Origin of the sequence: Deinococcus murrayi DSM 11303, from assembly GCF_000482805.1 — a bacterium.
In the GTDB taxonomy this organism is placed as follows: domain Bacteria; phylum Deinococcota; class Deinococci; order Deinococcales; family Deinococcaceae; genus Deinococcus; species Deinococcus murrayi.
This window is the reverse complement of sequence record NZ_AXWT01000018.1, coordinates 17,730-43,664: the sequence shown is the minus strand read 5'-3', so window position 1 is coordinate 43,664 and position 25,935 is coordinate 17,730. Positions and strand designations below refer to the sequence as shown.

Sequence of the window (25,935 nt, the reverse complement as noted above, 5' to 3'; positions counted from 1 at the left end):
TTGGCTTCGTCGCAGCCCGCGACATCGGCAAAGGTGAGCTTGATTTGCCCCTCTTGCACCACCGCCGCCTTCGACTTCCCAAACGCCCCCGCCGCCCCCTCCCCGGTCCCAGGGCGGCGAAAGAGCAGCACGAGCAGCGCCACAATCAGGAGGCCCGTGAGCAGGCCACTGACAAGCGTCAGGACGCTCAGGCGCGGCGGCGCGGCGTAGGTGACCTGCACGCCCGCCGCCTCCAGCCGGGGCAGCGCGATGAGGGGGTCGGCGGCCAGGGTGCGGGTCTGGAACGAATCGCCGCCCGCCAGCCGTCCGGTGAGCAGGGCGGTGTTGTTTTGCACCTGCACGGTGAGCGCCTGCACGTCGCCCGCCCGCAGCGCCGCCGCGAAGTCGGCCAGCGCCAGCTCGTTGGGGCGGCTACGCGGCCCCAGCAGCGCAATCAGCAGCAGCAAAGCCCCTGCCGCCGCCGCCAGCCCCCATCCCCAAGAGACCCGCTTCACCCGCCCGCGCCCCCCCTCTGGCCCCGTGTCATGCCCCAGTGTAGGGCGGCGGCGCTGGGAAATTCTGGAAGAGAAGCGGCGATGTCGCCCTCGCCCGTCCGGTCGCCGGGCGCACCAGATTTGAGCGAATCACACTCAAGTCTATTGACAGTTTCAAACTGTAGGCTTATGCTGTTTGCGGCTAAGGACTGCTGTCCGCCGGGCAGCAGAATCTTACTTCTGTCCGCTTCACTTCATCTCTTCAAGGAGCCATCATGCCCAAAGCTGTCGGAATCGACCTCGGCACCACCAACTCTGTGATTGCCGTCATGGAGGGCGGTCGTCCCGAAGTCATCGTGAATGCCGAAGGTGCCCGCACCACCCCTTCCGTCGTGGCCTACAAGGGCGACGAGCGCCTCGTCGGCCAAATCGCCCGCCGCCAGGCCGCCCTGAACCCCAAGGCTACCCTCTTTGAGGTCAAGCGCTTTATCGGGCGCCGCTGGGACGAGGTCAAAGAGGAAGCTGCCCGCGTCCCCTTCGTGGTGAAAGAAGGCCCCGGCGGGTCGGTGCGCATTGAAGTCAACGGCCAAGACCTCGCCCCCGAACAGGTCAGCGCCGAAGTGCTGCGCAAGCTGGTGCAGGACGCTTCGGCCAAGCTGGGCGAAAAGATTCGGGACGTGGTCATTACGGTGCCCGCCTACTTCGACAACTCGCAGCGTGAAGCCACCAAGCAGGCGGGCGAAATCGCGGGCCTGAACGTGCTGCGCGTCATCAACGAGCCGACCGCCGCTGCTCTGGCCTACGGCCTGGAGCGCAAGGGCAACGAGACGGTGTTGGTCTTTGACCTGGGGGGCGGCACCTTCGACGTGACCATCCTCGAACTCGGCGACGGCGTCTTTGAGGTCAAGTCCACCTCCGGCGACACCCACCTCGGCGGCGCGGACTTCGACCAGCGCATCGTGGCCTGGCTCGCGGGCGAGTTCCAAAAGGAACACAACTTTGACCTGCGCAAGGATCCTCAGGCCCTCCAGCGGCTCATTGAGGCGGCGGAAAAGGCCAAGATTGAGCTGTCCAACGCTTCGGAAACCACCATCAGCCTGCCCTTTATCACCTTCGACCCGGAGACGCGCACCCCGCTGCACCTGGAGCGCACCCTGACGCGGGCGAAGTTCGAGGAGCTGACCGCCGACCTGCTGCGCCGGGTGCGCCAGCCCGTCGAGCAGGCCCTCGCGGACGCCAAGCTCAGCGCCTCGCAGATTGACGAGGTGATTCTTGTCGGCGGCTCGACCCGCATCCCCGCCGTCAAGCGCATCGTCAAGGACCTCATCGGCAAGGACCCCAACGAGTCGGTCAACCCCGACGAGGCGGTCGCGCTGGGCGCGGCAGTGCAGGCGGGCATCATCCAGGGAGACTCCAACCTCGGCGACATCGTTCTCGTTGACGTGACTCCCCTCACGCTGGGCGTGGAGGTCAAGGGGGGCATGGTGGCCCCGATGATTCCCCGCAACACCACCGTTCCGGCCAAGAAGACCGAAATCTACACCACCGCCGAGAACAACCAGCCGGGCGTAGAGATTAACGTGTTGCAGGGCGAGCGTCCGATGGCCGCCGACAACAAGTCCCTGGGCCGCTTCAAGCTCGAAGGGATTCCGCCCATGCCCGCCGGACGCCCGCAGATTGAGGTCACCTTTGACATCGACGCCAACGGCATCCTGCACGTGACGGCGAAGGAAAAGACCAGCGGCAAGGAAGCCTCCATTCGCATTGAGAACACCACCACCCTCGACAAGAGCGATGTCGAGCGCATGGTCCGCGAGGCCGAGCAGAACGCCGAAGCCGACCGCAAGCGCCGCGAGAAGGTCGAGAAGCGCAACAACCTTGACTCGCTGCGGGTGCAGGCGCTGGCCCAACTCGACGAGCAGGCCGGAGCCAGCGAGGAGGCCAAGCAGAAGCTGAAAGCTGCCGCCGACGAAGCTGAGGAAGCCGTGCGCTCGGACGACGACAGCCGCATCGAGAGTGCCCAGAAGCGGCTGGAAGAAGAGCTGCGGAGCTTTATGACTGCCGCGCAGCAGGGCAGCCAGGCTCAAGCCAGCGCCGCCGGACCCCAAGCTCAGAAGCAGGACGACGACGTGATTGACGCGGACTTCAAGCCCGCCGACTGAGCCGGGGCGTCCACCCCACAGCACACCACCCGGCCAGGGGAGAGGACGGCCCAGCAGCCCCTCTCCCCTATCCTCACTTCATGTTTCGCAGACGGGGGACCCCCATGACCCAAGACGACCACACCAACGAGAAGCAGCAAGAAACGCAGAACAAGACCGCCAACGCGGTGGACACGGATCTTCCCACCGCCGAGACGGACAATCTCGAAGAGGACCTCGAAGCGGCGGGCTTTCCCGGCATGGACGAGGGCATGCTCGCCCAAGTTCAGGAGATGATGGGCAAGCTGGAACGGGCGGAAGAGCTGGAAAAGGAAAACGCCGAGCTGAAGCACCGCCTGGGCCGCCTCGCCGCCGACTTCGAGAGCTACCGCCGCCGCACCCAGGAAGACGTAGACGCCGCCCAGGGGCAGGGGATGGCCAAGGCCGCCGAAGCCCTGATGCCCGTTTACGACGACATTGACCGGGCGCTGAGCATGGGCCAGGAAGACCCGGCGCGGCTGATTCCTGGCCTTCAGGCCGTGCAAAACAAGGTGCTGTTGGTCTTTCAGGGCTTGGGGCTAGAGGCCACCGGGCGCGAGGGCGAAGCCTTTGACCCCCGCTGGCACGAGGCCGTTCAGGTGGTTCCCGCCGACCAGGACGACGTGATTGTGCAGGTTTATCAGCTCGGCTTCCGCATGGGCGAGCGCTCGGTGCGGCCCGCACGGGTGGTGGTGGGCAAGAAGCAGTGAGCAGTGAGCAGTGAGCCAGCGGCCAGCCGTCAGCCCGTCACCATTCCGTTCCTGCTGGCCGCTCATCGTTGGAGGCTCCCCATGGCATATAAGGATTACTACAACGTCCTCGGCGTCACGCGGGGCGCGTCCGACGCCGATATCAAGAGTGCGTACCGCAAGCTCGCCAAGCAGTATCACCCCGACAAGAACCAGGGCGACGAAAAGGCTGCCGAGCGGTTCAAAGAGATTGGCGAAGCCTACGCGGTGCTCTCTGACCCGGAAAAGCGCAAGCTCTACGACCAGTTCGGGCACACCGGGCAAGTGCCGCCGGGCTACGGCGACGCCGGGAACTTCACGGGCGACTTTGCGGGCTTTGACCCCTCACAGTTCAGTGACTTTTTTCAGGGCCTCTTCGGGATGGGGGGGCGGCGGGGCGGGTTCCAGGGGGGCAGCTTTCAGGGTGGGGCGGTCAACCTCGAAGACCTCCTCGGCGGCATCGGCGGCACCCAGGGACGGCGGTTCGTGCAGAACGTCGAAGGCGAGTTGCAGGTCACCCTGCAAGAAGCCTTCACGGGGTCCGACGAGGTCATCAACGTGGACGGCAAGCGCCTTGCCCTGCGGGTCCCCGCTGGAACGCGGGACGGCGCGCGGCTGCGGCTGGCGGGGCAGGCACCGGGGGGCGGCGACGTGCTGCTCACCATTCGGGTGCTCGAAGACGCCCGCTTTGACCTGGAGGGCGACGACCTGCTGACCACGGTCGACGTGCCCGCCCCCGTCGCGGCGCTGGGCGGCTCCGTCACCGTGCCCACGCTGGGGGGCAATGTGACCCTAACCGTGCCGCCCGGCAGCAGCGGGGGCCGCCGCATGCGCCTGCGCGGACAGGGCTGGCCCCGGCGCGACGGGACGCGGGGTGACCTCTATGTCCGGCTGAACCTCACCGTCCCCCGTGACCTCACAGACGAGGAACGGGAACTGTACCGCAAGCTCCGCGACTTGCGCTCATGACCCCCCAACGAACCAGGGCCACCCCTTTGCCGGGTGGCCCTCCTTGGTGCGGTAACGGTTACTGGGGGTCGGCGCTCGGCTGGCTCACCCCGCGCAGGGCGGTCTCGTCGGCGTCCCCACTGGTGCGGATGGCGAGGTCGCCCAGGCTGACCATTCCCACCACCTTGCCGCCCTCGGTCACGGGGAGGCGGCGAAGCTGGCGGTCGGCCATCTCGCGGGCAGCTTCCTGCACGTCGGTCGCGGCGTCCATCGTAAAGACGTCCCCGGTGGTGTAGTCGGTCACGGCGGTGCCGGAATCGTGGCCGTAGGCAACCGCCCGCACCACGATGTCGCGGTCGGTGATGATGCCGCTGGGATGCTCGCCGTCCATGACCAGCACGGCCCCGATGTCCTGCTCCAGCATCAGGGTAGCGACTTCCTGAAGGGTGGCTTGGGGGTCTACAGTCACAGGGTTCGGCGTCATGATGTCGCGGAGTGTCGGCATGACGGGACGTTACCCCGCCACAGCAGAGGGTCCGGTGGGAAACTGCTCAAGGGGTCAAGAGGAATGGGAAGAAGGCCCGCAGGCCCTCTTTCCCACTTTTCCCTTGCTTCCTGCCGAGCAGTTTTAGCGCATCAGCCAGTCAAAGCTCGTCTTCATCAGCAGGTTGCGGCTGTTCGGCGTCAGGCCCTCCAACCCGAAGCCCATGTTGACGGTGCGGTAGGTGCCCGCGTCGTTGACCACGATGGCTCCGGCGGCCTCGTTCGCGTTCTGGGCGGTCACCCTGGGCGCGGGCTGCTGGGCCTGTGGCTGGCCCCCAAAGATGCTGTTCAGGATGCCGCCAATCAGGTTCGCAGCGAGGCGCTCGACTAAGCCGCGCGGGTCCTGGACCTTCTGCCCGGCGCGGGCCGCATTGGGGTCCACCCGGATGCTCTGGGCGGTGATGGTGCCCGCCGTGGCGTTCGCGCTGCCCCAGGCCGCGACGACCTGTCCGCCACCCGTGCCCGCGATGACGTCCGGGTAGTACTGGTTGCCCGCGCTGCCCGCCGCGTTGAGGGTAAAAGCGGTATTGCCAAAGGCTCCGCGAGTCACCAAGCGGGGGGTGCCGGAGCTGTCCGCCACAAAGCGGGTCTTGAGGGTCCCGGTATAGAACGCGCTGCTGCCAATGTCGTAGCCCACGTCCTGCCCGGTCACGAGGAGGCGGCCCCCACCCGCGAGAAACTGCCGCAGCGTGTTTTGGTCCTGCGCCGTGATGGTGTTCTGGTACTGCTCGCCCGTGGCCCAAATCACGATGTCGACCCGCTGCATCTCGGAGAGCGGCACGGCCCCCTGGGTCTGGGTGTTCCACACAAAGGCCCCGCCCGTCGCCGCATTCGCTTTAATCGCGTCGCGCAGCGCCGCCGTGACGTCCGCCCCCTGCCCCATGTCGTCGTCGACCAGCAGGACGCGGGGCTTGCTGCCGCTCGCGGGCGGGGTGGGTGCGGGCGCAGGCGCCGGAGCGGGGGTGGGTGCCGGGGCAGGCTGCGCCGCGACCGGCTTGATAAAGCACCCTTTACGCACGCCTGGCGCGGGGTCGCTGCCCCACTCCGCCACCGTGCAGTTGAAGCCGTCGGTGCCGATGCCCGTCAGGTAACGCCCGGCGGTGCCGAAAGCCGCCTCGCGCTGGCCCTTGAAGTCGCAGAAGCCGCCCTCCACCGCGCACAACTCGAAGCCCGCCGGACCCGTAGGGTTGGCCGGGGCCGGCGCTGGGGCTGGAGTGGGCGTCGGCGCGGGAGCGGGCGCCGGGGCTGGGGTGGGAGCGGGCGCAGGCGCCGGCGTCGGGGCTGGAGCGGGGGTAGGCGCTGGGGTGGGAGCAGGCGCGGGCGTCGGCGTCGGGGTCGGGGCGGGCGCAGGCGTGGGGGCCGGAGCGCCCGCCGTCACGCCGAGCTTGCCGAGCGCTCCGGGCACGCTGATCAGGCCGTAGCCGACATTGTTGTTTTTGCTGCCCGCGTTGCTGGCCGAGGTGTACAGTGCGTTCTTCACGGCGTCGACGCCCGTGCCCGGCTTGGCCGAGAGCAGCAGGGCCACCGCCCCCGCCGCGATGGGGCTGGCCTGCGAGCTGCCGCTCAGGGCACCATACTGGCCGTTCGGGAAGGAGCTGGTGATCGCCACGCCGGGGGCAGCGATGTCGGGCTTGACGAAGACACCGTTGATTTGGCCCTGCCAGGCGACCGGACCGCGGCTGGAGAAGCTGGCGACCTGTCCATTCTGGTCGACCGCGCCCACCCCGATGGCGTCGGGGAGGTTGCCGGGGCTGCCCGTGCTCGCCGAGGACGGCCCGAAGTTCCCGATGGCGAAGACGGGCACCACCCCTGCCCTGAGCATGTTCTGGACGGGCACGATGAACTCTTCGTAGGTGCCGGGAATCCCCAGGCTCATGTTCACGACCTGAGCGCCGTCGTTGGTGTCGGCATTGTTGTCAGGGTCGAGGACGTACTGCATCCCCGCGATGACCTGAGCAAAGGTGCCCTCGTTGTTCGGCAGCACCAGGGCGCTGATGAGTTGGGCGTCCGGGGCCACCCCCACCGTCTTGCCCGCGATCAGGCCCGCCGTGTGGGTGCCGTGGTTGGTGGTATCGCGGGGGGTGTTGCCGATGCGGTCGCCTTCCGCGTTGAACTCCGCGAAGGCGGCGATGCGGCCCGCGTATTCCGGGTGGTTGGGGTCAATGCCGCTGTCGAGGTGCCCCACCCGGATGTTCTGGCCGCGGAAGCCCGCCGCCCAAGCCTGGGGTGCCCCGATGCTCTGGAGATGCCACGGGGTGCCCGTCGGGGCCGAGGCCGCGCTGAGGGCCGCTGCCCGCGGAATCTGCACCCGGAAGTTCTCGAAGACGGCGTCCACAAAGGGCAGCGCCGCAAGCGCCCGCGCCTGCACCGGGGTCATGGGCAGGTAGATGCTTTGGTCAAGCCAGAGCTGGGTCACCTGCCCAGAGTTGAGGGCCTGGTTGATAAACCCGGCGGCGGGGCCAAGCTGCGCGAGCCGGGCCTGAAGCTGCTGGCGCGCACTCTTGTACAGCGCCCGGCCCCGCTCGGTGTTGCTGAACTTAAAGCGGACAATCACGCCTGTCGGCGTTTGGTCGCCGCGCTGCGCCCGCTGAAGCAGCGTGGGCGAGAGAGTGCCCGCCTCGGCGAGGCTGGCGCTGCCCAGCGTCAGGGCCGCGCCGAGCAACAAAGTGGCCTTGGTCTTGGTCATACCTGGCAGCCTAACGGCCCCCCGGTGACGTCCCCTGAAGCTCAGGTGAGGACCCCTTGAGGCGCGGTCAGGGTGGGGTCATCTCAGGGGGGCTGGCGCTTTAGCGGGCGTACTGGACAATCACGCGCCCGTCACTGGTGCGGCCATTCATCATACTGAACCGTGAGGCACTCAAAACGACTTGGCCCCCCCGCAGGGCGACGAGTTGCAGGGTCAGGTTGATGCCGTTTTGGGTATAGGGGTTGTTGCCCCGCAGGTTCCACTCGAAGCCGTGCTGCACGTCGAGCGACCGTTCCTGCGCATTTTCAGCGACAAAGAGCTGCGGCTTGCCCGAAAAGCCCTCCGGTGCCCGCAGCTCGCCCGTGAGCAGGTCAATCTCTAGGCCGCGCAGCACCCCGTCGAGGCCCGCCACGTCCCCGAAGCGCAGGCGGCTTCCCTCACGGGTAACGGGCAACTTGACCCGCTTGTTGGTGGAGGCCAGCAGCGGCTCAAACAGCACGTAGCTCTCGAACTCGGCGCGGCTGATGCCCAAGCGGGGGTCATAGGCGGGTTTTTCGCCGCGTGAGAGCTTGCTCATGACCGTGCGCAGCGCCTCGCGGTCGCCGCCGAGTTCCGCGACCCGCCCCGGCAGGGCCACAATCAGGCGGCTGGGTTGCCAATCCATGATCAGGGCGCTCTGGCCCGGCTGGGGCAGCAGCGCCGTCATTTGAGCGAGCCAGCCGCTGGGCAGCGCCAGCCCCGCGGGCGCGGCGCGGACCTCCACCGGGGCCAGGGCCACGCCGCCCAAGACCAGCAGCGTCAGGAAGAGGCGAAGGGCGCGCATGCTGCGGCGGAGCATACGCGCCCAGGGTGAGAAATCCCCGCAACCCTGTGGGCCACCGCCATCATGCCTGAATCAGGAACAGGTCATCTTGGGGGGCAAAGGGGCAGGTCAGGCCTTGCCAACGCTGCCGAGCACGCGCAGTTTGTGCTCGACTATCTGGCTCATGAGGTCGCGGGCGGGGCCGAAGATTTTGCGGGGGTCGAACTCCTTGGGGTTTTTCTGAAGAACCTCGCGGATGGCGACCGTGCTCGCGAGGCGCAGGTCGGTGTCCACGTTGACCTTGGCGATGCCGTGCTGCGTCGCCCGCTGGAGGTCCTCGTCGGCGATGCCCGCTGCGTCCCCGATTTCTCCGCCCGACGCCCGGAAGCGCTCCACAATCTCTGCCGGAACCCCCGACGAGCCGTGCGCGACGAGCGGAATGGTCGTCAACGCGGCGATTTTCTCGATGCGGGCATGGTCGATAAAGGGGCGGCCCTTGCCCTTGTAGGCCCCGTGCGAGGTGCCGATGGCGATGGCGAGGTAATCGGTGCCCGTTTGCTCGATAAACTGCACGGCTTCCTCTGGGTCAGTGAGGAAGGCGTCCTTCTCGTCCACAACGATGTGTTCCTCGATGCCGCCGAGGCGACCGAGTTCGGATTCGACCGAGATGCCCATCGCGTGCGCGGCTTCCACGACCCGGCGGGTTTCGCGCACGTTGTCCTCAAAGCCGTGGTGCGAGGCGTCAATCATGACGGACGTAAATCCCATCTTGATGGCCCGCAGCGCCGACTCATAGGAAGAGCCGTGGTCGAGGTGCAGCGCGACGGGCACGCTGGCCCGCTCGGCGAGGTCGATGACCAGGTTCGCAAGGTCCTGGCCGCCGTACTTGATGGCCCCTTCACTCATCTGCACCATCACCGGCGACCGCAGCCGTTCGGCGGTGTGGATGATGGCCTGGGTGATTTCCATGTTGTTGGTGTTGAACGAGGGCACGCCGTAGCGCCCCGCACGGGCGGGAACCAGAATGTCGTTGCCAGTGACGAGCATGAATCCTCCTTGCCGGGGCCTGCCGGGGGTGCTGAGTGGGGAAGGTGGGGGCAGGCCACGCGGTGCGCTGACATCCTACCCCGCCCCGGTCCATCTTCCCCGGACGGCGCACCGCTGGGGGGCAAGCGGGCGTAGGATGGATCCATGACCCAGGTCACCCCCACGCGGCCCGGCGCGGACTTCGCTGCGCGGCTCTCTCAGCGGGCTGGGCGCATGAGCGCGAGCGCCATTCGCGAACTGCTCAAGCTCACGCAGCGCCCCGACATCATCTCCTTTGCGGGGGGCCTGCCCGCCCCAGAGCTGTTCCCCCTCGACGCGATTCGGCAAGCCGCCCATGCGGTGCTCGACCGCTACGGCCCCGCCGCCGTGCAGTACGGCACGACCGAGGGCCACCTTCCCCTGCGCGAATGGATTGCCGCCCAAACGCCGGGGCTGACGCCGGGGCACGTACAAATCGTGACCGGCAGCCAGCAGGGGCTGGACCTGCTCGGCAAGATTCTGATTGACGAGGGCGACGTGGTGCTCGTGGAGGCCCCGACCTACCTCGGCGCGCTGCAATCCTTTCAGCCCTACGGCCCGCGCTACGTGGAGCTGCCCACCGACGAGCACGGCATCGACGTGGACGCACTGGAAGACGTGCTCAGGGCGCACCCCGCCAAGCTGCTGTACGCGATTCCCAACTTCCAGAACCCGACCGGGCGCACCCTCAGCCTGGAGCGCCGCCGCCGCCTCGTCGAGCTGACCGCCCAGTACGGGGTGTTCGTGCTGGAGGACGACCCTTACGGCAAGCTGCGCTTCCGGGGCGAGGCGTTGCCCAGCCTCTTTGCCCTGGGGCTGGAGCACGCGGGCGGCGACCCAGAGCGCAACCACGTGCTGTATTCGGGGTCCTTTTCCAAGACGCTGGTGCCGGGGCTGCGCGACGCCTGGGTGCAGGGGCCGCAGCTCATCATCGAGAAGCTGGTGCAGGCCAAGCAGGGCGCTGACCTGCACACGCCGATTTTCAACCAGATGATTATCACCGAGCTGGTGCACGAGGTGCTCCCCCGGCAGATTGAACTTGTGAAGCAGGCTTACGGCGAGCGGGCGCGGGACATGGTGGGCCGCATCCGCGAGCACTTCCCGGCGGGCGTACAGTTCACTGAACCCGAAGGCGGCATGTTCCTGTGGGTCACCCTGCCGCAAGGCTTGGATACCACCGAACTGTTTCCCCGCGCCATCGAACGGGGTGTGGCCTATGTGCCGGGCCGTCCCTTTTACGCGCTCGGCGGCGGGGCCAACACCATGCGCCTGAGTTATTCCAGCGCCACCCCAGAGCAGATTGAGCGCGGCATCCGGGCGCTGGCGGAGACCTTCCGGGAGGCGATGGCCTCCGCTTGAGGGTCGGAAAGAGAGAGGAGATCTCCGCCTGGGGGCCTCTTTTTTTCTTTTTCGTTCTGATTTTTTCGTTCGGGGAGTGGTCGTCCCCCCGTCCCGCTGACCCCCGCTATCATCCCCCCCGATGACGCCGCCGACCCCCCCCACAGCTCCCCTCGGTGTATTCGATTCCGGCGTGGGGGGCCTGAGCGTACTCTCAGAGCTGCGCCGGGCGATGCCGGGGCAGGATTTCCTGTACCTCGCGGACACCGCACACGTGCCCTACGGTGGCCGCCCCGACGACGACATCCGCGACCTCACGGCGCGGGCGGTCGCGGCGCTGCACGCGCGGGGGGCGGGGGGGGTGGTGGTGGCGTGCAACACGGCCTCGGCCTTCAGCCTGGGGCACCTGCGTGAGCGGTACGGCCCGGACTTTCCGGTGATCGGCCTGGTACCCGCCGTCAAGCCCGCCGTGGCCGCAACCCGCACCGGGGTGGTGGGGGTGCTGGCCACGCCGGGCACGCTGCGGGGCACCCTCCTGAGAGACGTCATCGAGCGCTTCGCGGACCCCGCCGGGGTGCGGGTCCTGACCGCCGTGAGCGCTGCCCTCGTGCCGCTGGTGGAGGCGGGGCAAGCGGAGGGCGAGCGGGCGCGGGCGGTGCTGCGGGAGGTGCTCACCCCGCTGGCGGAGGCCGGGGCCGACCAGCTCGTCTTGGGCTGTACCCATTACCCCTTCCTGGCGGGCAGCATCCGGGCCGAGTTTGGGGACACCTTCGCGCTCTTGGATTCGGGGGCAGCGGTGGCGCGGCATACCCGCAACGTGCTTGCAGCGGCGGGGCGGCTGCGGGAGGGGACGGGAGACGGGCACGTCACCTGCCTCGTGACCGGGGACCCGGCGGCGGCGCGGCCCGTCATCGCCCTTCTCACGGGCGAAAGAGAGCACAATGTCACGGTGCAGCAGGTGACGACTTGACCTCCACCCCCCCCTCCCGGCTCCCCGCCCGCGAGGGCCGCGGCCCCCTGACCCCCCGGCCCCTGACGCTGGAGCGGGGCATCAACCCACATGCGCCCGGCAGCGCCCACCTGCGGCTGGGCCGCACGGAAATCCTGGCGACCGTCAGCATCGAGGACAAACCCGCCCCCCACATGCGCGGCAAAAAGGAAGGCTGGCTGACCGCCGAGTATGCCATGCTGCCCCGCGCCACCACCGACCGCCAGGCCCGCGAGCGCAACCTGCAAAATGGCCGCCGCCATGAGATTCAGCGGCTGCTGGGGCGGGCGCTGCGTTCTTCCATTGACCTACGGCATTTCCGCAACCAGACCCTTTACGTGGACTGCGACGTGCTCGTTGCCGACGGCGGCACCCGCGTCGCGAGCGTGCTCGCCGGGTACGCGGCGCTGCACGACCTGTGCGACCGCCTGATTCACTCCGGCACCCTGACCGAGTGGCCCCTCGTGCACACGGTCGGGGCGGCCAGCGTGGGGCTGCTCGGTGACGAGCTGCGGGTGGACCTCGACTACGCCGAGGACAAGGTGGCGCGGGCCGACCTCAACGTGGTCGCGACCGCTGCCGGGCTGGTCATCGAGGCGCAGGGCGGCGCGGAAGACGGCCCCATCACGCCGGACGAGTATGTCCACCTCCTGACTGCGGGCGTGGAGGCGGCAGGCGGGTTGCTGCGGGAGCTGGGGCGGCAGCTCTAGCGGACGCGGCCCCCCTCGCCCCCTATACTGACCTTCCAAGTCAAGGAGGGCACATGAGCGTGACGGGAGCCATCGGGCGGGCGCTGCTCGCGAGCGTCTTTATCAAAAATGGGCTGGACCACCTCCAGAACCCCGAACCCATCGTGCGGGCCACCCGCGGGGCGGAAATCCCGCAGCCCGAACTTGCCGTCAAGGTGAACAGCGCGGTGCTGGTGGGGGCCGGAACCCTGCTCGCGCTGGGCATCGCCCCCCGCGCGGCGAGCGCGGCGCTGGCAATCAGCCTGGTGCCGACTACCGTCATCGGCCATCCCTTCTGGGACCGCGAGGGCCGCGAGCGCCAGCAGCAGCAGACGCAGTTCCTGAAAAACCTCGCCCTCTTCGGGGCGCTGCTGGCGGTGGGCAGCCGACGGCGCTGAGCCTCTTCACAGCTCCAGTCCGCCCGGCGTCCGCGCCCCCGCCGGAATCGCCGTGACGAGCACCTCGTACTTTCCAGTCACAAAGACCTTGAAGCCCGCCTTCTGGAGGCCCCGGCGGGCTTCGGTCACGTCGGCGGCGAGCAGGCTGAGGTCCGGACGGGCGAAGTTGCGCAGCCGCGCCCCGTAGCTGAGCGAACCGTCGCGGTAGCGGGCATTGGGGTAGCCCAGCACGAGGCCCCCGCGGGGGGTGAGGTGCTGCCGCCGCAGGGCCGCGAGGAGCACGTCCTGCCGGATGCTGGGGCTTTGCAGCAGGCTCAGCGCGAGGATGAGGTCAAACTGGCCCAGCTCTGGCCGGGGCAGGGTGGTCACGTCGAGTTCGAGGAAGGTCCCGCCCGGATGCCGCGCCCGCGCCGCCGCGAGGGCAGAAGCGTCGAGGTCCAGGCCGACGACCTCCAGCGCCCGGCCCGGAAAGGCCAGCTCCAGGGCGTCCAGCTCCCGGCCCCGGTTCACCCCCAGCGCGAGCACCCGCCCGCCCTCCGGGGGACTGACCCGGCGCAGCGCCTCCACCAGCGTGAAGAGGAACACCGGGTCTTCCAGCTTGTCCACCCGCGCCCAGTCGCCCCCTGTCCCGTACCCCCCGGCGTCGGGTTCGGGCGCGTCGGCCCAGGCCCGCAGCCGCAGCCGGACCCGGCCCTCCCCGGCCCGTTCCGGGGTGAGCAGGTGTGCCCCCAGCAGGTCCGCGAGGTCGGTCCAGGTCTGCCAGGAGCGGTGCAGGCCCTGCGGGGTTACCTCGCCCGCGTACAGGCCCAGCCCCAGGTCGGGGTCGGGCACGGTGAAGGTGACCTCGCCCGCCCCCGCCAGGGCCATCCGCAGGGCGGGCAGGATGACGGACATCGGTTCATGGGTGAAGTGCAGGGCAGCGGGCGGGGACACAGCGCGTCTGAGCCTACCCGGAACGGCGCGGAGAACCCAAGGAGGCTGCGGGCCGCCTCAGTACCCCCGGTGGGTGACCCGCGCCCCCTGCGCCTCCAGCCAGTCCGTCAGCACGCCCACCGCCGCCTTCACGCCGGGCGTGACCACCGGGCCACCAAAGCGCGAGAGCCGGACGAGGTGCGAGCCGTCCTCCCGCGCAGTGATGCCGACGAGCACCTCCTGGGTGAGTTCGCCCTCCACAACGTGGGCGAGGGCCACCCACCCCCCCTCGCCGAGGCGGGCGTAGAGGTCGAGCAGCACGACGGTCCAGCCGTCCGGGTTGTCGCGGGTGACGCCGCCACGGGCCGTGTGCTTGGCGAATGCGGTGGGGGCGAAGTCGGCGGGCAGGGTCAGAATGGCGTGAGGCACGGCAGGGGCATCCTCGGCGTCGGGAAAGCGGGTGGCGGTGACGGGAAACTCGTTCGCCAGGGCGGCGGCGGGCACGGTCGGCACGAAGCGGGCGTGGAGAGGAGCGAGGCCCAGGTCACGCCATTTCAGGGCGTACTTGGTTTCCAGCGCGGCGGGGGGCGGAGGTTTGCCGAGGTGAACGGCCATCACGCCGCTCGCCCCCGCCTCCCGGCAGGCGAACTCGAAGTATTCCTCGTGGTCGGTGGTGAACAGCACGGCCCCGCCCGGCTCCAGGCGGCTCGCGGCCAGCCGGAAAAAGGGTGCCCGCAGCAGGCGGTGCGCCTCGTGGCCCGCCTTGGGCCAGGGGTCGGGAAAGTTCACGACAATCGCGCTCAGGGCACCCGGCGGCACCACCTCGCGGATGAGGGGCGCAGCGGGCAGGCGGGTGAGCACCGCGTTTCGCAAGCCCGCCGCCCGCAGCCGCCGCTCGGCCTTGAGGAGAGACGTGCCGCTGATTTCGACGCCGAGGTAGTTGGGCGCTTCCGGGAAGCTCGCGGCGAAGTGCGGCCAGAAGCGCCCGTCCCCGAAGCCCACCTCCAGAATCCAGGGACGCCCCGGCGTGTCGGGGTAGAGCCGGGCGGGGTCTGCGGGGAACTGGAAGTCCGAGAAGCGGAAAATCACGCCCCCACCTCCAGCAGCTCGGTGGCGAGGCGGGCGGCGTCCTCCAGCACGCTGCGGTAGGTGTGCTCGCCCGGCGTGCAGCGGCCCAGGGCATAGAGGTGCTCAAAGCGCCTGACCCGGAAGCCGTCCAGCTCCTCCGGCGCGGGGGTGAGAAAGCGCACCGCGTAAGAGGGAGCGCCGTCCACCCCGGCGGCTTCCTGCTCGGCCCCGACGAGCCACAGCCCGGCGCGGGCGAGGTCGTCGGCGAGGAAGTCGTAGGCGACCTCGGAGAGCCGCCCGGCTTCTTCCATCGTGTCCCCAATCAGGAGGCGGCCCTTGAGGAACGCCCCCACCGCGAGCACCCCCCGCCGGGCGTGCAGGGCGGGGCCTTCCCAGGTGGTGAGGGTGAGGCGAGCGTCCTCTTCCTCCAATCCGGTCACGGTGCTTTGCAGGAGGTGAATGCCGGGGGTGGCCTCAACCTCGGCTTTCAGGAGGCGGTGGAAGGTCCAGCCGTCGGTATCGGGGGCCATGCGGGCGGCGACCGCCGCGAACAGGCTGCCGGGCGGAAAGTCCGCGCCCTCCACGGTCGGGCCGTAGAGGTTGCCGAGGTGGTCGAGGGCCTGGGTGACGAGCAGGACGTCCCCCCCGGCGCGGGCGAGCCGCCAGGCGAGTTCGGTGCCCGCGAGGCCCGCACCCATCACGGCCACGTCGTAGAGGTGCCCCGGCTGCGGCAGGCTGCGGGGGGAAAGGGGGCCAGACATCGGGAGGCAGTGTAGGGGATGGGCGTGGGGATTTCCCAGCCGGGAGAACAAGCCCGGAACCTGCGCCCCGCCCCCACCGTCCCTTCACACGGTCAGCCCGCCTACCGTCCGCGGGCGCACCCGCCAGCGAGCATGGGCAGCATGACCCAGCCAGGCGAGCAGGCACGCGGCAAAGTCCTCACCCGCAGCGAGGCGACGGCCCACGGCGGACGCAACGGCTACATCGAGACGCCCGACCACCACCTCGGCGTCAAGTTCAGCGTGCCGCAGGAAATCGGCGGCGACGGCGGCGTGGGCACCAACCCGGAGCAGCTCTTTGCCGCTGCCCTTGCCGCGTCCTTCCAGAGCGCGGTCGGCATGGTCGCCCGGCGCGACGGCGTGACCTTCGGCACCTCGCAGGTGACCGGCGTGGTGGGCCTGCGCCGCGAGGACGACGCGGACCCCAGCTATCACCTCGACGTAGAACTGCGCGTCTCACTGCCGGGCCTGGGCCGCGAGGAAGCCGAGCGAATGGTGCGGGAGGCGCGGGCGCTGTGCCCCTACTGCCGCGCCCTGGGCGACTCGGCGGACGTGCGGATAACGGTGGAGGAGGAAACGGGGGCGGAGGAGTTCAGCGGTCGGTCGTGACCGTGTAGGTGCCGTCCGCGCTGGCCGTGAAGGTCACCGTGCCCTGGCGGTCGGTGCGGTAGACGCGGGCACCCGTCTCGCGGTAGAGGGCGAGGGCCGCCTCAGTGGGGTGGCCGTAGTTGTTCGGCCCCACCCCAATCACCACGTTCTGGGGCCGCACGGTGGCGAGCCAGGCGGGATGGTCGCCGTTGGCGGCCCCGTGGTGGATGCTCTTGTAGACCTGGAAGGGTCCCCGAATCTCTGGGCGGTCCTGCGCGAGCCAGGCTTCGGTTTCGGGCCGCTCGCTGTCACCCGTCAGCAGCGCTCGGAACTCCCCGAACTCGATGCGGACGCCCACGCTGTTGACGTTCTGCTCGTCGCCCAAGCCGGGGGGCGGCGCGATGACCCGCACCTTCACGCTGCCGAGGTTGACCACCTGCTTGTTGGCTTTCTGGAAGGTGGTCCCGGCTTCCTCGAGGGCCGAGACCAGCCGCCCCCAGGTCTGGGTGGTTCCGGCGATGCCGTTGTTGATAAAGAGGGTCGGCTTGGCCCGCTGCGCCGCCGGAACCAGCCCCGCGATATGGTCGGCGTCGGCGTGGCTGGCGACCATCAGGTCGATTTTGTCCACCCCGTAGGTCGTGAGGTGCTCCCGCATCCGCTCGGCGCTGCGCCCCCCGTCATAGAGCAGGGTCTTGCCCTCCGGACTGCGGACGAGCACGGCGTCCCCCTGCCCGACATCCAGGAAGCGAATGACCACCTGCCCGGAGGGAACCTGGGCTTCTGCTGACCCCTCCCCACTGCCCCCGCTGAGCACCTCCTTGCCCGCGCAGGCAGCCAGCCCCGCCGTGAGCAGCAGGACGAACAGCCCCAGCAGGTCGGACGGTCCCGGCCCGCCCCGGCGTTTGCCTCCCTTCCCCTTCGGGGCGGGCTTGCGGGCGGGGGCTTTTTTCCCGGCGCGGGCGGGGGCCTTGCCGCTGGGGGCCTTGCGGGTGCTCATAGGGTGATCTCCTCTTCCCCACCCTCGGCGTTCAGGGCGTCCAGGCGACGTTGGGCGGCGCGGCGCTGGGTGGCCGTCTCGGCGGGCAGCAGGTGCAGGGTCACCCCGTCCGGCCCCTCCACCACCCCCAGCAGGTCCCCCTCGCGCACCCCAGCGGGCAGCGCGTGCAGGGGCACGTCAAAGGTCAGGCCGTCCGAGCGCTCCACCCGCGCCAGGGGTCCCTGCGGACTGTCCTCGATGGCGTCCACCGTCCAGCGTTCCGGCCCGTCGTTCACGCTCCCAGCGTAGCGCGGCGGAGGGCTTCTGCCCAGGGCGCAGTGGGAAGCGGTTGTCCACCAGCCATCCACAGCGGGGAGCCGCAGCCACAGCACTGGCGGCTGAACGCTGCCCGCTGAAGGCTGAAAGCTCGCCTAACACAAATGGCCTAACCCCCACCCCCGCCCGCCCCGGCGCGGCATAGTGAAGGCGCAAGCCCAAGCCACCTTTCCGGCCCTCCCTCGCGCGGACGGCCCCAGGAGACACCATGCTCAGTGAAGCCCTCGTTGCCGAAGTGCTGACCCTTGCCCGTGCGGGTGGGGCGGACTTCTCGGAACTTTTCGTGGAAGACAGCGTGAACACCACCCTGCGGCTGCACCAGGGGGAGGTGAAGGACGCGGGGGGCGGCAACCTGTTCGGGGCCGGGCTGCGGCTGCTGTACGGCACGCGGGTGGTGTACGCCTACACCAACGACGTGACGCCGGAGGGCCTGCGCGACCTCGCCTCGCAGGTGGCGCGGGCCAGGGGCGCGGCGGGCGAGACGGACCGCACGGGCGCGGGCGGCCTGGACTTCCGGCGGGTGGACGCGCCGCCCCTGTACGTGGCCCGTGAACACCCCCTGCACGCGGCGGGACGCGACAAGCTCGCGCTGATGCGCCGGGCGCACGGCGGCGCGGCGGGGGTGGGCGATGTCAAGACCGTGGACGTGAACTACCTCGACCGGGTGCAGCGCGTGCTCGTGGCGAACAGCGAGGGGCTGTGGGCCGAAGACGAGCGCGTCTGGACCCGCCTGAGCGTGACCGCCATCGCCCAGGACGGCACCCTGCGCCAGACCGGGTTCTACGGTCCCGGCGCGGGGCAGGGCCTGGAGTTCTTCGAGACGGTCACGCCCGAAGCCATCGGCGCGGAGGCCGCCCGTATCGCCAACGCCATGCTGCGGGCCGGGTACGCGCCCGCCGGGAAGCTCCCGGTGGTCATCGGCAACGAGTTCGGCGGGGTCATCTTCCACGAGGCCTGCGGGCACATCCTGGAGACGACGGCGGTGGAGAAAAACGCGAGCGTCTTCGCCGACAAGCTGGGCGAGAAGATTGCCCACGAGTCGGTGTCCGCCATTGACGACGGCACCATCCCCGGTTCCTGGGGGCAGGTCACCGTGGACGACGAGGGCATGCCCGGCGAGCGCACGGTCCTCATCGAGCGGGGCGTGCTGAAGTCCTTCATGGTGGACCGGGTGGGCAGCCTGAAGACGGGGTACGCCCGCACGGGCAGCGGGCGGCGGCAGAACTACACCTTCGCGCCCGCGAGCCGGATGCGCTCGACCTTCATCGACAACGGACGAGAGACGCCCGAAAGCCTCATCGGGCAGGTGTCGCACGGCATTTACGCCCGGCGGATGGGCGGCGGCAGTGTGACCCCCGGCACCGGGGACTACAACTTCGCGGTGAACGAGGCGTACCTGATTCGGAAGGGCGAGATTGCCGAGCCGCTGAGGGGCGCGTCCCTGGTGGGCAACGGGGCGCAGGACCTCCGGAACATCGTGGGCGTGGCGGGCGACCTCGCCCTGGGCCAGGGCATGTGCGGCAGCATCTCCGGCTCGCTGCCCACCGACGTGGGTCAGCCGCACATCCTGATTTCGGAAATCACGGTGGGGGGCCGGGCATGAGGGGGGCGGCCAGCTTCCAGCGGCCAGCCGCCCGCAGCAGCGACAGCCTCCACTCCCCACTCCCCACTTCCCACTCCCCAGAGGTGTCCGCATGACCGCAGCGACGCAGCAGCAACTCACCCTGCCGGAGGCCCGCGCCTACCTGCTCTCGCGTGCCCGCGAGCGTGGCGTGACGCTGGAGGTCTACGGGGAGCGCACGAACGCGACGAGCATCCGCGCCTTTGGCGGCGACGTGAGCGAGTTCAAGCTCTCGGCGCGGCAGGGGGTCGCGTTGCGCGTGGTCGTGCGCGGGGCGTGGGGGCACTCGTTTAGCGAGAACCTCTCGCGGCCTGCCCTCGACCGCGCCCTCGATAGGGCCGTCGAGAACGCCGAACTCGTCGCTCCGGAGCCGGGCGCGGGCCTCCAGAACTGGCCGCCGCCCCCCGCCCTCGACCTCTACGGCGAGGGCCTCAGCGGGGTCACGGTCGAGCAGAAGGTCAGGGTGGCGCTGGACCTCGAACGGGCCGCCCGCGACGCCGACCCCCGCGTGACCAGCGTGCCGTATGGCGGCTATCAGGACGGGGACGTGTACGGCACGGTCGCCAACACCGAGGGCCTGACCCGCGAGGACCGCCAGCTCTACGCGATGCAGATGATTGCGCCGCTGGTGAGCGAGGGCGGGCAGAACAAGATGGGCCGCGACTGGCAGTTCACCCGCGAGTTCAGCGAACTCGACCCCACCCGCACGGCGCTCGCGGCGGTGGAACAGGCGACGGGGCTGCTGGGAGCCAAGCCCGCGCCGAGCGGCACCTTCCCGGTGGTCGTGACGGGCGAGTGCCTGGCCGAACTCCTCGCCCTGTACTCCGGCATGTTCAGCGGCAAGATGGTGGAAGAAGGCAAAAGTCCGCTCGCCGGGCGGCTGGGCGAGGGGATCGCGTCCCCCCTCGTCACGCTGGTGGACGACCCCACCCTGCCCCGTGGCCTGAACTCGCGGGCCTTTGACGCGGAGGGCTGCCCCAGCGCTCCCCTCACGCTGATAGATGGGGGGCGGCTCACCGCCTTCCTCCACAACGCGCAGACCGCCGCCCGCGCCGGAACCGTCAGCACCGGGCACGCGGCGCGGCAGGGGATTCAGGGGACGGTGGGGGTGGCCCCCAGCAACCTCGTGCTTCAGCCGGGCACGGCGGACGCGGCGGCCCTCGCCTCCGGCCTGACCGGGGTGCGGCTCACGGGCGTCGCGGGCGGGCACGCGGGCGCGAACCCCATTACGGGCGACTTCTCCCTCCAGGCCGAAGGCTTCTGGCTGGAGGGCGGCGAAACCGCGCACCCGCTGGAGGTCTTTACGGTGGCGGGCAACATCCTCGACCTGCTCGCGGGCATTGAGGCGGTGGGGAGCGAACTCGAACACACCCTGTACGGGGTGAGCGCTCCTGCCGTGCGCGTCTCTGGGCTGGCGGTGGGCGGGGGCTAAAGTGCCGGGGGCGGGACACTTCCCTCCCCCGCTCCGGCGTAGACTCCGCTCATGAAGTGGCTGCGCGACCAGAGTCTCGCCCCCATCGTGGAAAAGGTCGAAGCGGGCGAGCGCCTCGCTTTTGACGAGGGGCTGCGGCTCTACCACACCCGCGACCTGAACGCGCTGATGCGGCTGGCGAACCTGCACAAGGAGCGGCTGCACGGCGACAAGGTCTATTTCGTGCACTCCATGCGGCTGGAGTTCACCAACCTCTGCTACGTGGGCTGCACCTTTTGCGCCTTTGCCGCCCGCAAGGGCGAGGAGCGGGCCTGGGACTACTCGCCCGAAGAAGTGGCTGAGCAGGTCCGCCGCCGCTACCTCCCCGGCATCACCGAGCTGCACATGAGCAGCGGGCACCACCCCAACCACAAATGGGACTATTACCCGGAGATGGTCCGGCAGCTTCGGCAGAACTTCCCCGACCTCCAGGTCAAGGCGTTCACGGCGGCAGAAATCGAGCACCTGAGCAAAATCAGCAAGAAGCCCACGCTGGAAGTCCTGCGTGAGCTTCAGGCGGCGGGCCTCGCGGCGATGCCGGGGGGCGGCGCGGAGATTTTTGCCGATCGGGTGCGGCGGCAGATTGCCAAGAACAAGGTCAAGGCCGAGAAGTGGCTGCACATCCACCGCGAGGCGCACTCGCTGGGCATGCGGACGAACGCCACCATGCTTTACGGCCACATCGAGACCCTCGAAGAGCGGCTGGATCACATGGACCGCCTGCGCGACCTTCAGGACGACAGTATTGCCCAGTTCGGGGGCGGCTTCCACGCTTTCATCCCGCTCGCCTTTCAGCCGCTGGGGAACACGCTCGCGCAGAACCTCGGCAAGACCGAGTACACGACCGGGCTGGACGACCTGCGGAATCTCGCGGTGGCGCGGATTTACCTCGACAACTTCCCGCACATCAAGGGGTACTGGGTGATGATCGGCTCGGAGCTGACGCAGGTCAGCCTGGACTGGGGGGTGTCCGACATCGACGGCACCATTCAGGAGGAGCACATCGCGCACGCGGCGGGGGCCACCTCCCCAATGGCGCTCTCGCAGGCGGGCATGGTCCGGATGATTCAGGACGCCGGACGCCTCCCCGTGCTGCGCGACGCCTACTACCACGAGCTGGAGACCTTTCCCCGCGCCGGGCTGGAGGCCGCCGACTAGGTGACAGGCGTGGACGCGGGCGGCCTCGACGCCGTGCTGAAGCTCGACGACGCCTGGAACGCGGCCTACCACCGCCGCGACCCGGCGGTGCTGGCGGGGCTGCTGGCCGACGACTGGGTCGGCTTTTTCCCCGACGGGCGAGCAGTATTCAAGGCCGAGCTGCTGGCCGGGATGCGGGGCAACCCCCCCGCCGCCCTGATGTTCGAGCGCCACGCGGCGCGGGTGTACGGGGACACGGCCTTCACGCGCGGGACGCTGTATGCGAACGGGGTGCGCGTGCAGAGCTTTTTCCGGGTGTACGCCCGGCGAGGAGGAGCGTGGTGGGCGGTGGGCGTGCAGGTGGTGACGTGAGTGACGTGAAGGCTCGCTTGGCTCGCAGTCTAAGGGTCGAAGGGTCCAAGGGTCTAAGGGCACCAGCGGACCGCTGCCTTAGAGCGTTTGACGCAAGAGGATGCCCGGCGGGCTGGTCTGGAGGCCCCCTCACCCCTTGCTTTGCAAGGCCCTCTCCCACGAGGGGAGGGGGTCAGAACACCAGGCGTTCTTCTGTCCAATGTTCTGGACCCTTAGACCTCTCGACCCTTAGACGGGCGCGGAGCGCCCCATGACCTACCGCGCCGGCTGGATTCACTACACCAACGTCGCCCCCATCCTCGACCCCCTCGTGCTGCCGCCGGGTGTCTGCGCCATTCGCGGGGTGCCCACCGAGATGAATGCCGCCCTGCTGTCAGGCCGGGTGGACATCGCCAACATCAGCGCGGTGGAGTTCGTCCGTCATGCCGAGCGGCTCGAAGCGCTGCCCGACTTCTCGGTGAGCGTGCTGGGGCCGGTGTACTCGGTGAACCTCTTTCACACCCGGCCCCTGGAGGGGCTGCGGCGCGTCGCCCTCACCGCACAGAGCGCCATGAGCGTGGCGCTGTTGGAGGTACTGCTGCGGGAACGGGGCCTCTCGCCGACGCTGGAGCGGGCCGAGGGGGAGGCCGAGGCGCTGCTGGCTGCCGGGTACGACGGGGTCTTGCGCATCGGTGACAGCGCCCTGCGCGAGTGGTACGGGGTGGCGGGGCCGCTCACGCCGGGGCGCAGCATGACCGCCCTGCCGAACGCGGCGCGGGGGATCACCGTGACTGACCTCGCGCAGGAGTGGTTTGCGCTCACCGGCCACCCGTTCGTCTTTGCGGTGTGGGCCTACCGCCCGGAGAACCCGCCGCCCCCCGCCCTCCTCCAGGCGATGCGGGAGGCCCGGCGCTATGGGCTGGGGCACCTCGCGGAGGTGGCGGCGCGGCATGCCCCCCGACTGGGGTTGCCCGAACGGGTGGTGCAGCACTACCTGTGGAACTTCCGCTACCACCTCGAAGCCCCCGACCGCCTGGGTCTCGCGGAGTTCGCGGCCCTCGCGGTGCCAGGGCACGCGCCGCTGCGCTTCGGGCCGAAGCCGGGCGAGGAAACGCCACACCCCGCACGACCCTAAAGCGGCACCCTGTCCCTTTCACCCGGCCACGCTCTCACTCCGGCCCCCTACCCTAGGCTCCATGACTGACCTTCTCTGGGGACTGGGAGGCGTCGCCACACTGCTGGGGCTGGCGCTGCTGCTCAGTACCGACCGCCGCCGGGTGAACTGGCGCACCGTGCTGGGGGCGCTGGCCCTTCAGGTGGCCTTTGCCCTTATCGTGCTGCGCTGGCCGCTGGGCCGCCAGGCCCTCAACGCCGTTTCGAATGGCGTGCAAGCGATTATCGGCAACGCGCAGGAGGGCATCAACTTCGTCTTCGGCAACCTCACGAACGGGGCGCTGGAGGGGGCGGGATTCATCTTCGCTTTTGGCGTGCTGCCCGTCATCGTCTTTTTCAGTGCGCTGATTGCGGTGCTCTATTACCTCGGCGTGATGCAGGCCGTCGTGCGGGTGCTGGGGGGCGGCCTGAGCAAGCTGCTGGGCACCAGCCGGGGCGAGAGCCTCTCGGCCACTGCCAACATCTTCGTGGGCCAGACCGAAGCGCCCCTCGTCGTGCGGCCCTATATCGAGCGCATGACCCGCTCGGAGCTGTTCGCGGTCATGGTGGGCGGCCTCGCGAGCGTGGCGGGCAGCGTGCTGGTGGGCTACTCGCTGCTGGGGGTGCGGCTGGACTACCTGATTGCCGCCTCCTTTATGGCGGCCCCCGCGGGCCTGCTGATGGCCAAACTGATGCTGCCCGAACGGGACACCCCCCAGAACTACAAGGGCGAGGTGCCCGAAGACCCCGAAGGCCGCCCGGTCAACGCCATCGACGCGGCGGCGCGGGGGGCCTCGGCAGGGCTGGGGCTGGCGCTGAACGTGGGGGCGATGCTGATTGCCTTTATCGGCCTCATCGCGCTGCTCAACACCCTGCTCGGCGCGCTGGGGGGCGTGTTCGGGTTTCCTGACCTCAGCGTGCAGCTTCTGCTGGGGTACCTCTTCGCGCCCCTCGCCTTCGTGATGGGCGTGCCCTGGGGCGAGGCGGCCACCGCCGAAAGCTTTATCGGGCAGAAGCTCGTGACGAACGAGTTCGTGGCCTTTGTGGAGTTCGCCAATGCCCTGAAGGAGGGCGGTTTCTCGCCCAAAGTGGAAGCCATCATCACCTTTGCCCTGTGCGGCTTTGCCAACCTCTCCAGCCTCGCCATCCTGTTGGGTGGCCTGGGCAGCCTCGCGCCCTCGCGCCGGGGCGATATCGCCCAGCTCGGCCTGCGGGCGGTCGCGGCGGGCACGCTGGCGAACCTGCTCAGCGGCACATTGGCGGGGATGCTGATTGGATGAGGGGCCGGGGGGAGAAGCCCACGGCCATCCAGACTCCCCGCCCCTTACCCTATCCCCATGGTCCCCCACCCCAGACGCCCCGTTCCGCGAGCAGGTCCTCGCCCTCGTCGCCCGCATTCCGCCTGGACGGGTGATGACCTACGGCCAACTCGCCCTCCTCGCCGGACGCCCCGGCCCCGGTGGGGCGCGGCTGGCGGGGTTCGTGCTGGGGAGCCTCGCGGGAGGGGCACCGCAAGGTGGGCTGCCCTGGCACCGGGTCATCAACGCGCAGGGCCGGGTGAGCACCCACAAGCTGGGCTTCGGGGACCTGCAAGAGCGGCTGCTGGAGGCCGAGGGCGTGACCTTTGAGGCGGGCCGCTGCGACCTCGCCCGCTGGCAGTGGTGGCCGCCGGAGGAGGGGTGGGGGGAGGCACCAGACCCCCTGCTCTAGCCCCACCGATGGCCGCCCCCGGAGCACAACGTCCCGGCGGCCCCGGCGTATTCTGGAGGGCATGAAGCGAACGAGGCGGCAAAAGTGGGTGGCGGGCGATGTCCTGTCCTGGGTGCTGGGCGTGACGCTCGGCCTGATTCTGGGGGTGGCCCTCCTGATTGTGGTCCCCCGGCTGGGGCAAGCGCAGGGCGAGGCGAAAGCGGGACCGGAAGGCACCATCGTGGCGCAGGGCGAGGGCAACACCGCGACCACGGACGCCAGAGGCAACGAGGCGCAGAACACGGCGGCCCAGGGGACGAGCGAAGGCCAGGCAGGCAGCCCCAGCAGCACCGATGAAAACACGGCGGCTCAGGGCACCCAGGCGAGCGGCGACGAGCGAGAAGAGGGCGTGACGAGCACCGAGGCGGGAGCGCAGGCGGAAGCAGACACCGCCGCGCCCCAGGAAGCCCCCTCGCAGAGTGACCAGACCGCAGCATCGGGCAGCGTGGCTCCCCGCGCCGGAGCCGCCGAGGACGAAGCCCATGCCACCGGAGAGATTGGCTCCTCCACCGCTCAGAACACGACCGAGCGCAATACCGCCGAGGAAGCCATCACCGGGGCACCGACGGGCGCGGAGGGCAACGCGCAGGCCGGGCAGACCGTCTTTGCCAGCAACTGCGCGGGCTGCCACGGGGCAAATGGGCAGGGGGCCTTTGGTCCCAGCCTGGTGGCCGCCGACGGCCCCAAGAGCTGGACGCTCGCCCAGTTCACGACCACCCTGCGCGAGGGCCGCACTCCAGAGCGCGAACTCGCCCCCACCATGCCGCGCTACTCGGAAGCGCAGCTCAGCGACGCGCAGATTCTGGACCTGCACGCCTACATCAAGAGCCTGAACTGAAGCTCCCTGCCGCAGCGCCGTCCCACTCGCACGGGGCGGCGCTCTCCTGTGTGCCCCGGTGGGACACGGCTCCTGCCACG

General features: G+C 69.6%; 24 protein-coding genes and 2 pseudogenes. 16 read left to right on the top strand and 10 right to left on the bottom strand.

The genetic code is table 11. From position 1 onward, the window contains the following. Nucleotides 1–494, bottom strand: a pseudogene (locus H565_RS17015) (ATP-dependent zinc metalloprotease FtsH); the annotation flags it as partial. A 254-nt stretch (nt 495–748) separates the two neighbouring features. Here H565_RS17015 and dnaK point away from each other — a divergent pair. The 3 genes from dnaK (at nt 749) to H565_RS0103560 (ending at nt 4,350) form a co-directional block, all read left to right on the top strand. Further along, complete coding sequence (gene dnaK, locus H565_RS0103570; protein ID WP_027459833.1) at nt 749–2,635, top strand: molecular chaperone DnaK; 1,887 nt, start codon at nt 749–751, stop codon at nt 2,633–2,635. 104 nt (nt 2,636–2,739) lie between these two features. Further along, nucleotides 2,740–3,363, top strand: coding sequence for a nucleotide exchange factor GrpE (locus H565_RS0103565; protein ID WP_027459832.1), 624 nt, complete (start codon nt 2,740–2,742; stop codon nt 3,361–3,363). 81 nt (nt 3,364–3,444) lie between these two features. Continuing rightward, nucleotides 3,445–4,350 carry a DnaJ C-terminal domain-containing protein gene (locus H565_RS0103560; RefSeq protein WP_027459831.1) on the top strand — a complete coding sequence of 302 codons (906 nt, stop codon included), beginning with the start codon at nt 3,445–3,447 and terminating at the stop codon, nt 4,348–4,350. Between the two features lie 58 nt (nt 4,351–4,408). On the opposite strand, the gene H565_RS0103555 is transcribed toward H565_RS0103560, so the two are convergent. From H565_RS0103555 to fba, 4 genes are all read right to left on the bottom strand, one after another. Beyond that, complete coding sequence (locus tag H565_RS0103555) at nt 4,409–4,834, bottom strand: CBS domain-containing protein (RefSeq protein WP_027459830.1); 426 nt, start codon at nt 4,832–4,834, stop codon at nt 4,409–4,411. Nucleotides 4,835–4,957: 123 nt separating this feature from the next. After that, entirely contained in the window at nt 4,958–7,558 is a 2,601-nt protein-coding gene (locus H565_RS0103550) for a S8 family peptidase (protein WP_027459829.1), read from the bottom strand. Nucleotides 7,559–7,658: 100 nt separating this feature from the next. Then, complete coding sequence (locus H565_RS0103545) at nt 7,659–8,381, bottom strand: hypothetical protein (protein ID WP_235204182.1); 723 nt, start codon at nt 8,379–8,381, stop codon at nt 7,659–7,661. A 108-nt stretch (nt 8,382–8,489) separates the two neighbouring features. After that, entirely contained in the window at nt 8,490–9,407 is a 918-nt protein-coding gene (gene fba, locus H565_RS0103540) for a class II fructose-1,6-bisphosphate aldolase (protein ID WP_027459827.1), read from the bottom strand. A 144-nt stretch (nt 9,408–9,551) separates the two neighbouring features. Here fba and H565_RS0103535 point away from each other — a divergent pair, with 144 nt between their 5' ends. The 4 genes from H565_RS0103535 (at nt 9,552) to H565_RS0103520 (ending at nt 12,877) form a co-directional block, all read left to right on the top strand. Continuing rightward, the gene (locus tag H565_RS0103535) at nt 9,552–10,784 is read left to right on the top strand and encodes an aminotransferase-like domain-containing protein (RefSeq protein ID WP_027459826.1); all 1,233 of its coding nucleotides are present in this window, start codon (nt 9,552–9,554) and stop codon (nt 10,782–10,784) included. Nucleotides 10,785–10,905: 121 nt separating this feature from the next. Continuing rightward, a complete protein-coding gene (gene murI, locus H565_RS0103530; RefSeq protein WP_027459825.1) occupies nt 10,906–11,733 on the top strand; it encodes a glutamate racemase in 828 nt (275 codons plus the stop codon). Continuing rightward, on the top strand, nt 11,730–12,461 hold the full coding sequence (gene rph, locus H565_RS0103525) for a ribonuclease PH (protein WP_027459824.1): 732 nt from the start codon (nt 11,730–11,732) through the stop codon (nt 12,459–12,461). Before murI ends, rph begins: the two co-directional genes overlap by 4 nt. A 53-nt stretch (nt 12,462–12,514) precedes the next feature. Further along, nucleotides 12,515–12,877, top strand: coding sequence for a DoxX family protein (locus H565_RS0103520; protein ID WP_027459823.1), 363 nt, complete (start codon nt 12,515–12,517; stop codon nt 12,875–12,877). Nucleotides 12,878–12,883: 6 nt separating this feature from the next. Here H565_RS0103520 and H565_RS0103515 read toward each other — a convergent pair whose 3' ends face one another. From H565_RS0103515 to H565_RS0103505, 3 genes are all read right to left on the bottom strand, one after another. Beyond that, nucleotides 12,884–13,771 carry a methyltransferase gene (locus H565_RS0103515; RefSeq protein WP_051363403.1) on the bottom strand — a complete coding sequence of 296 codons (888 nt, stop codon included), beginning with the start codon at nt 13,769–13,771 and terminating at the stop codon, nt 12,884–12,886. 96 nt (nt 13,772–13,867) lie between these two features. Beyond that, entirely contained in the window at nt 13,868–14,878 is a 1,011-nt protein-coding gene (gene trmB / locus H565_RS0103510) for a tRNA (guanine(46)-N(7))-methyltransferase TrmB (RefSeq protein ID WP_027459821.1), read from the bottom strand. Further along, complete coding sequence (locus H565_RS0103505) at nt 14,875–15,618, bottom strand: FAD-dependent oxidoreductase (protein ID WP_027459820.1); 744 nt, start codon at nt 15,616–15,618, stop codon at nt 14,875–14,877. Before H565_RS0103505 ends, trmB begins: the two co-directional genes overlap by 4 nt. 141 nt (nt 15,619–15,759) lie before the next feature. Here H565_RS0103505 and H565_RS0103500 point away from each other — a divergent pair, with 141 nt between their 5' ends. Then, nucleotides 15,760–16,245 (top strand): Ohr family peroxiredoxin, encoded by a 486-nt coding sequence (locus H565_RS0103500; protein ID WP_027459819.1) that lies wholly within the window; start codon nt 15,760–15,762, stop codon nt 16,243–16,245. Here the strand turns inward: H565_RS0103500 and H565_RS0103495 are convergent. Beyond that, the gene (locus H565_RS0103495) at nt 16,229–17,221 is read right to left on the bottom strand and encodes a ComEC/Rec2 family competence protein (protein WP_027459818.1); all 993 of its coding nucleotides are present in this window, start codon (nt 17,219–17,221) and stop codon (nt 16,229–16,231) included. The genes H565_RS0103500 and H565_RS0103495 overlap by 17 nt on opposite strands. Continuing rightward, complete coding sequence (locus H565_RS0103490) at nt 17,218–17,496, bottom strand: DUF3006 domain-containing protein (RefSeq protein ID WP_027459817.1); 279 nt, start codon at nt 17,494–17,496, stop codon at nt 17,218–17,220. The genes H565_RS0103495 and H565_RS0103490 overlap by 4 nt, the downstream gene beginning before the upstream one ends. Before the next feature lie 248 nt (nt 17,497–17,744). Here H565_RS0103490 and H565_RS0103485 point away from each other — a divergent pair, with 248 nt between their 5' ends. From H565_RS0103485 to H565_RS15650, 8 genes and pseudogenes are all read left to right on the top strand, one after another. Then, nucleotides 17,745–19,139 (top strand): TldD/PmbA family protein, encoded by a 1,395-nt coding sequence (locus H565_RS0103485; protein ID WP_027459816.1) that lies wholly within the window; start codon nt 17,745–17,747, stop codon nt 19,137–19,139. A 91-nt stretch (nt 19,140–19,230) separates the two neighbouring features. After that, the gene (locus tag H565_RS0103480) at nt 19,231–20,589 is read left to right on the top strand and encodes a TldD/PmbA family protein (protein WP_027459815.1); all 1,359 of its coding nucleotides are present in this window, start codon (nt 19,231–19,233) and stop codon (nt 20,587–20,589) included. Between the two features lie 51 nt (nt 20,590–20,640). Further along, a complete protein-coding gene (gene mqnE / locus H565_RS0103475; RefSeq protein WP_027459814.1) occupies nt 20,641–21,786 on the top strand; it encodes an aminofutalosine synthase MqnE in 1,146 nt (381 codons plus the stop codon). Further along, complete coding sequence (locus tag H565_RS0103470) at nt 21,787–22,137, top strand: nuclear transport factor 2 family protein (protein WP_245576155.1); 351 nt, start codon at nt 21,787–21,789, stop codon at nt 22,135–22,137. 250 nt (nt 22,138–22,387) lie between these two features. Then, on the top strand, nt 22,388–23,251 hold the full coding sequence (locus H565_RS0103465; RefSeq protein WP_027459812.1) for a menaquinone biosynthetic enzyme MqnA/MqnD family protein: 864 nt from the start codon (nt 22,388–22,390) through the stop codon (nt 23,249–23,251). Between the two features lie 61 nt (nt 23,252–23,312). Then, nucleotides 23,313–24,548: a NupC/NupG family nucleoside CNT transporter gene (locus H565_RS0103460; RefSeq protein WP_027459811.1), complete on the top strand. Its 1,236-nt coding sequence runs from the start codon at nt 23,313–23,315 to the stop codon at nt 24,546–24,548. An 82-nt stretch (nt 24,549–24,630) separates the two neighbouring features. Further along, nucleotides 24,631–24,978: pseudogene (locus tag H565_RS14205) on the top strand (MGMT family protein); the annotation flags it as partial. 61 nt (nt 24,979–25,039) lie between these two features. After that, on the top strand, nt 25,040–25,855 hold the full coding sequence (locus tag H565_RS15650; protein ID WP_051363393.1) for a c-type cytochrome: 816 nt from the start codon (nt 25,040–25,042) through the stop codon (nt 25,853–25,855). Nucleotides 25,856–25,935 lie beyond the last annotated feature (80 nt).

Excerpts from the sequence above, each read along its gene's own strand:
- dnaK (WP_027459833.1), top strand. The coding sequence starts at position 749 with ATGCCCAAAGCTGTCGGAATCGACCTCGGCACCACCAACTCTGTGATT.
- H565_RS0103565 (WP_027459832.1), top strand. The coding sequence starts at position 2,740 with ATGACCCAAGACGACCACACCAACGAGAAGCAGCAAGAAACGCAGAAC.
- H565_RS0103560 (WP_027459831.1), top strand. The coding sequence starts at position 3,445 with ATGGCATATAAGGATTACTACAACGTCCTCGGCGTCACGCGGGGCGCG.
- H565_RS0103555 (WP_027459830.1), bottom strand. The coding sequence starts at position 4,834 with ATGCCGACACTCCGCGACATCATGACGCCGAACCCTGTGACTGTAGAC.
- H565_RS0103550 (WP_027459829.1), bottom strand. The coding sequence starts at position 7,558 with ATGACCAAGACCAAGGCCACTTTGTTGCTCGGCGCGGCCCTGACGCTG.
- H565_RS0103545 (WP_235204182.1), bottom strand. The coding sequence starts at position 8,381 with ATGCGCGCCCTTCGCCTCTTCCTGACGCTGCTGGTCTTGGGCGGCGTG.
- fba (WP_027459827.1), bottom strand. The coding sequence starts at position 9,407 with ATGCTCGTCACTGGCAACGACATTCTGGTTCCCGCCCGTGCGGGGCGC.
- H565_RS0103535 (WP_027459826.1), top strand. The coding sequence starts at position 9,552 with ATGACCCAGGTCACCCCCACGCGGCCCGGCGCGGACTTCGCTGCGCGG.
- murI (WP_027459825.1), top strand. The coding sequence starts at position 10,906 with ATGACGCCGCCGACCCCCCCCACAGCTCCCCTCGGTGTATTCGATTCC.
- H565_RS0103520 (WP_027459823.1), top strand. The coding sequence starts at position 12,515 with ATGAGCGTGACGGGAGCCATCGGGCGGGCGCTGCTCGCGAGCGTCTTT.
- H565_RS0103515 (WP_051363403.1), bottom strand. The coding sequence starts at position 13,771 with ATGTCCGTCATCCTGCCCGCCCTGCGGATGGCCCTGGCGGGGGCGGGC.
- H565_RS0103505 (WP_027459820.1), bottom strand. The coding sequence starts at position 15,618 with ATGTCTGGCCCCCTTTCCCCCCGCAGCCTGCCGCAGCCGGGGCACCTC.
- H565_RS0103500 (WP_027459819.1), top strand. The coding sequence starts at position 15,760 with ATGACCCAGCCAGGCGAGCAGGCACGCGGCAAAGTCCTCACCCGCAGC.
- H565_RS0103495 (WP_027459818.1), bottom strand. The coding sequence starts at position 17,221 with ATGAGCACCCGCAAGGCCCCCAGCGGCAAGGCCCCCGCCCGCGCCGGG.
- H565_RS0103485 (WP_027459816.1), top strand. The coding sequence starts at position 17,745 with ATGCTCAGTGAAGCCCTCGTTGCCGAAGTGCTGACCCTTGCCCGTGCG.
- H565_RS0103480 (WP_027459815.1), top strand. The coding sequence starts at position 19,231 with ATGACCGCAGCGACGCAGCAGCAACTCACCCTGCCGGAGGCCCGCGCC.
- mqnE (WP_027459814.1), top strand. The coding sequence starts at position 20,641 with ATGAAGTGGCTGCGCGACCAGAGTCTCGCCCCCATCGTGGAAAAGGTC.
- H565_RS0103465 (WP_027459812.1), top strand. The coding sequence starts at position 22,388 with ATGACCTACCGCGCCGGCTGGATTCACTACACCAACGTCGCCCCCATC.
- H565_RS0103460 (WP_027459811.1), top strand. The coding sequence starts at position 23,313 with ATGACTGACCTTCTCTGGGGACTGGGAGGCGTCGCCACACTGCTGGGG.
- H565_RS15650 (WP_051363393.1), top strand. The coding sequence starts at position 25,040 with ATGAAGCGAACGAGGCGGCAAAAGTGGGTGGCGGGCGATGTCCTGTCC.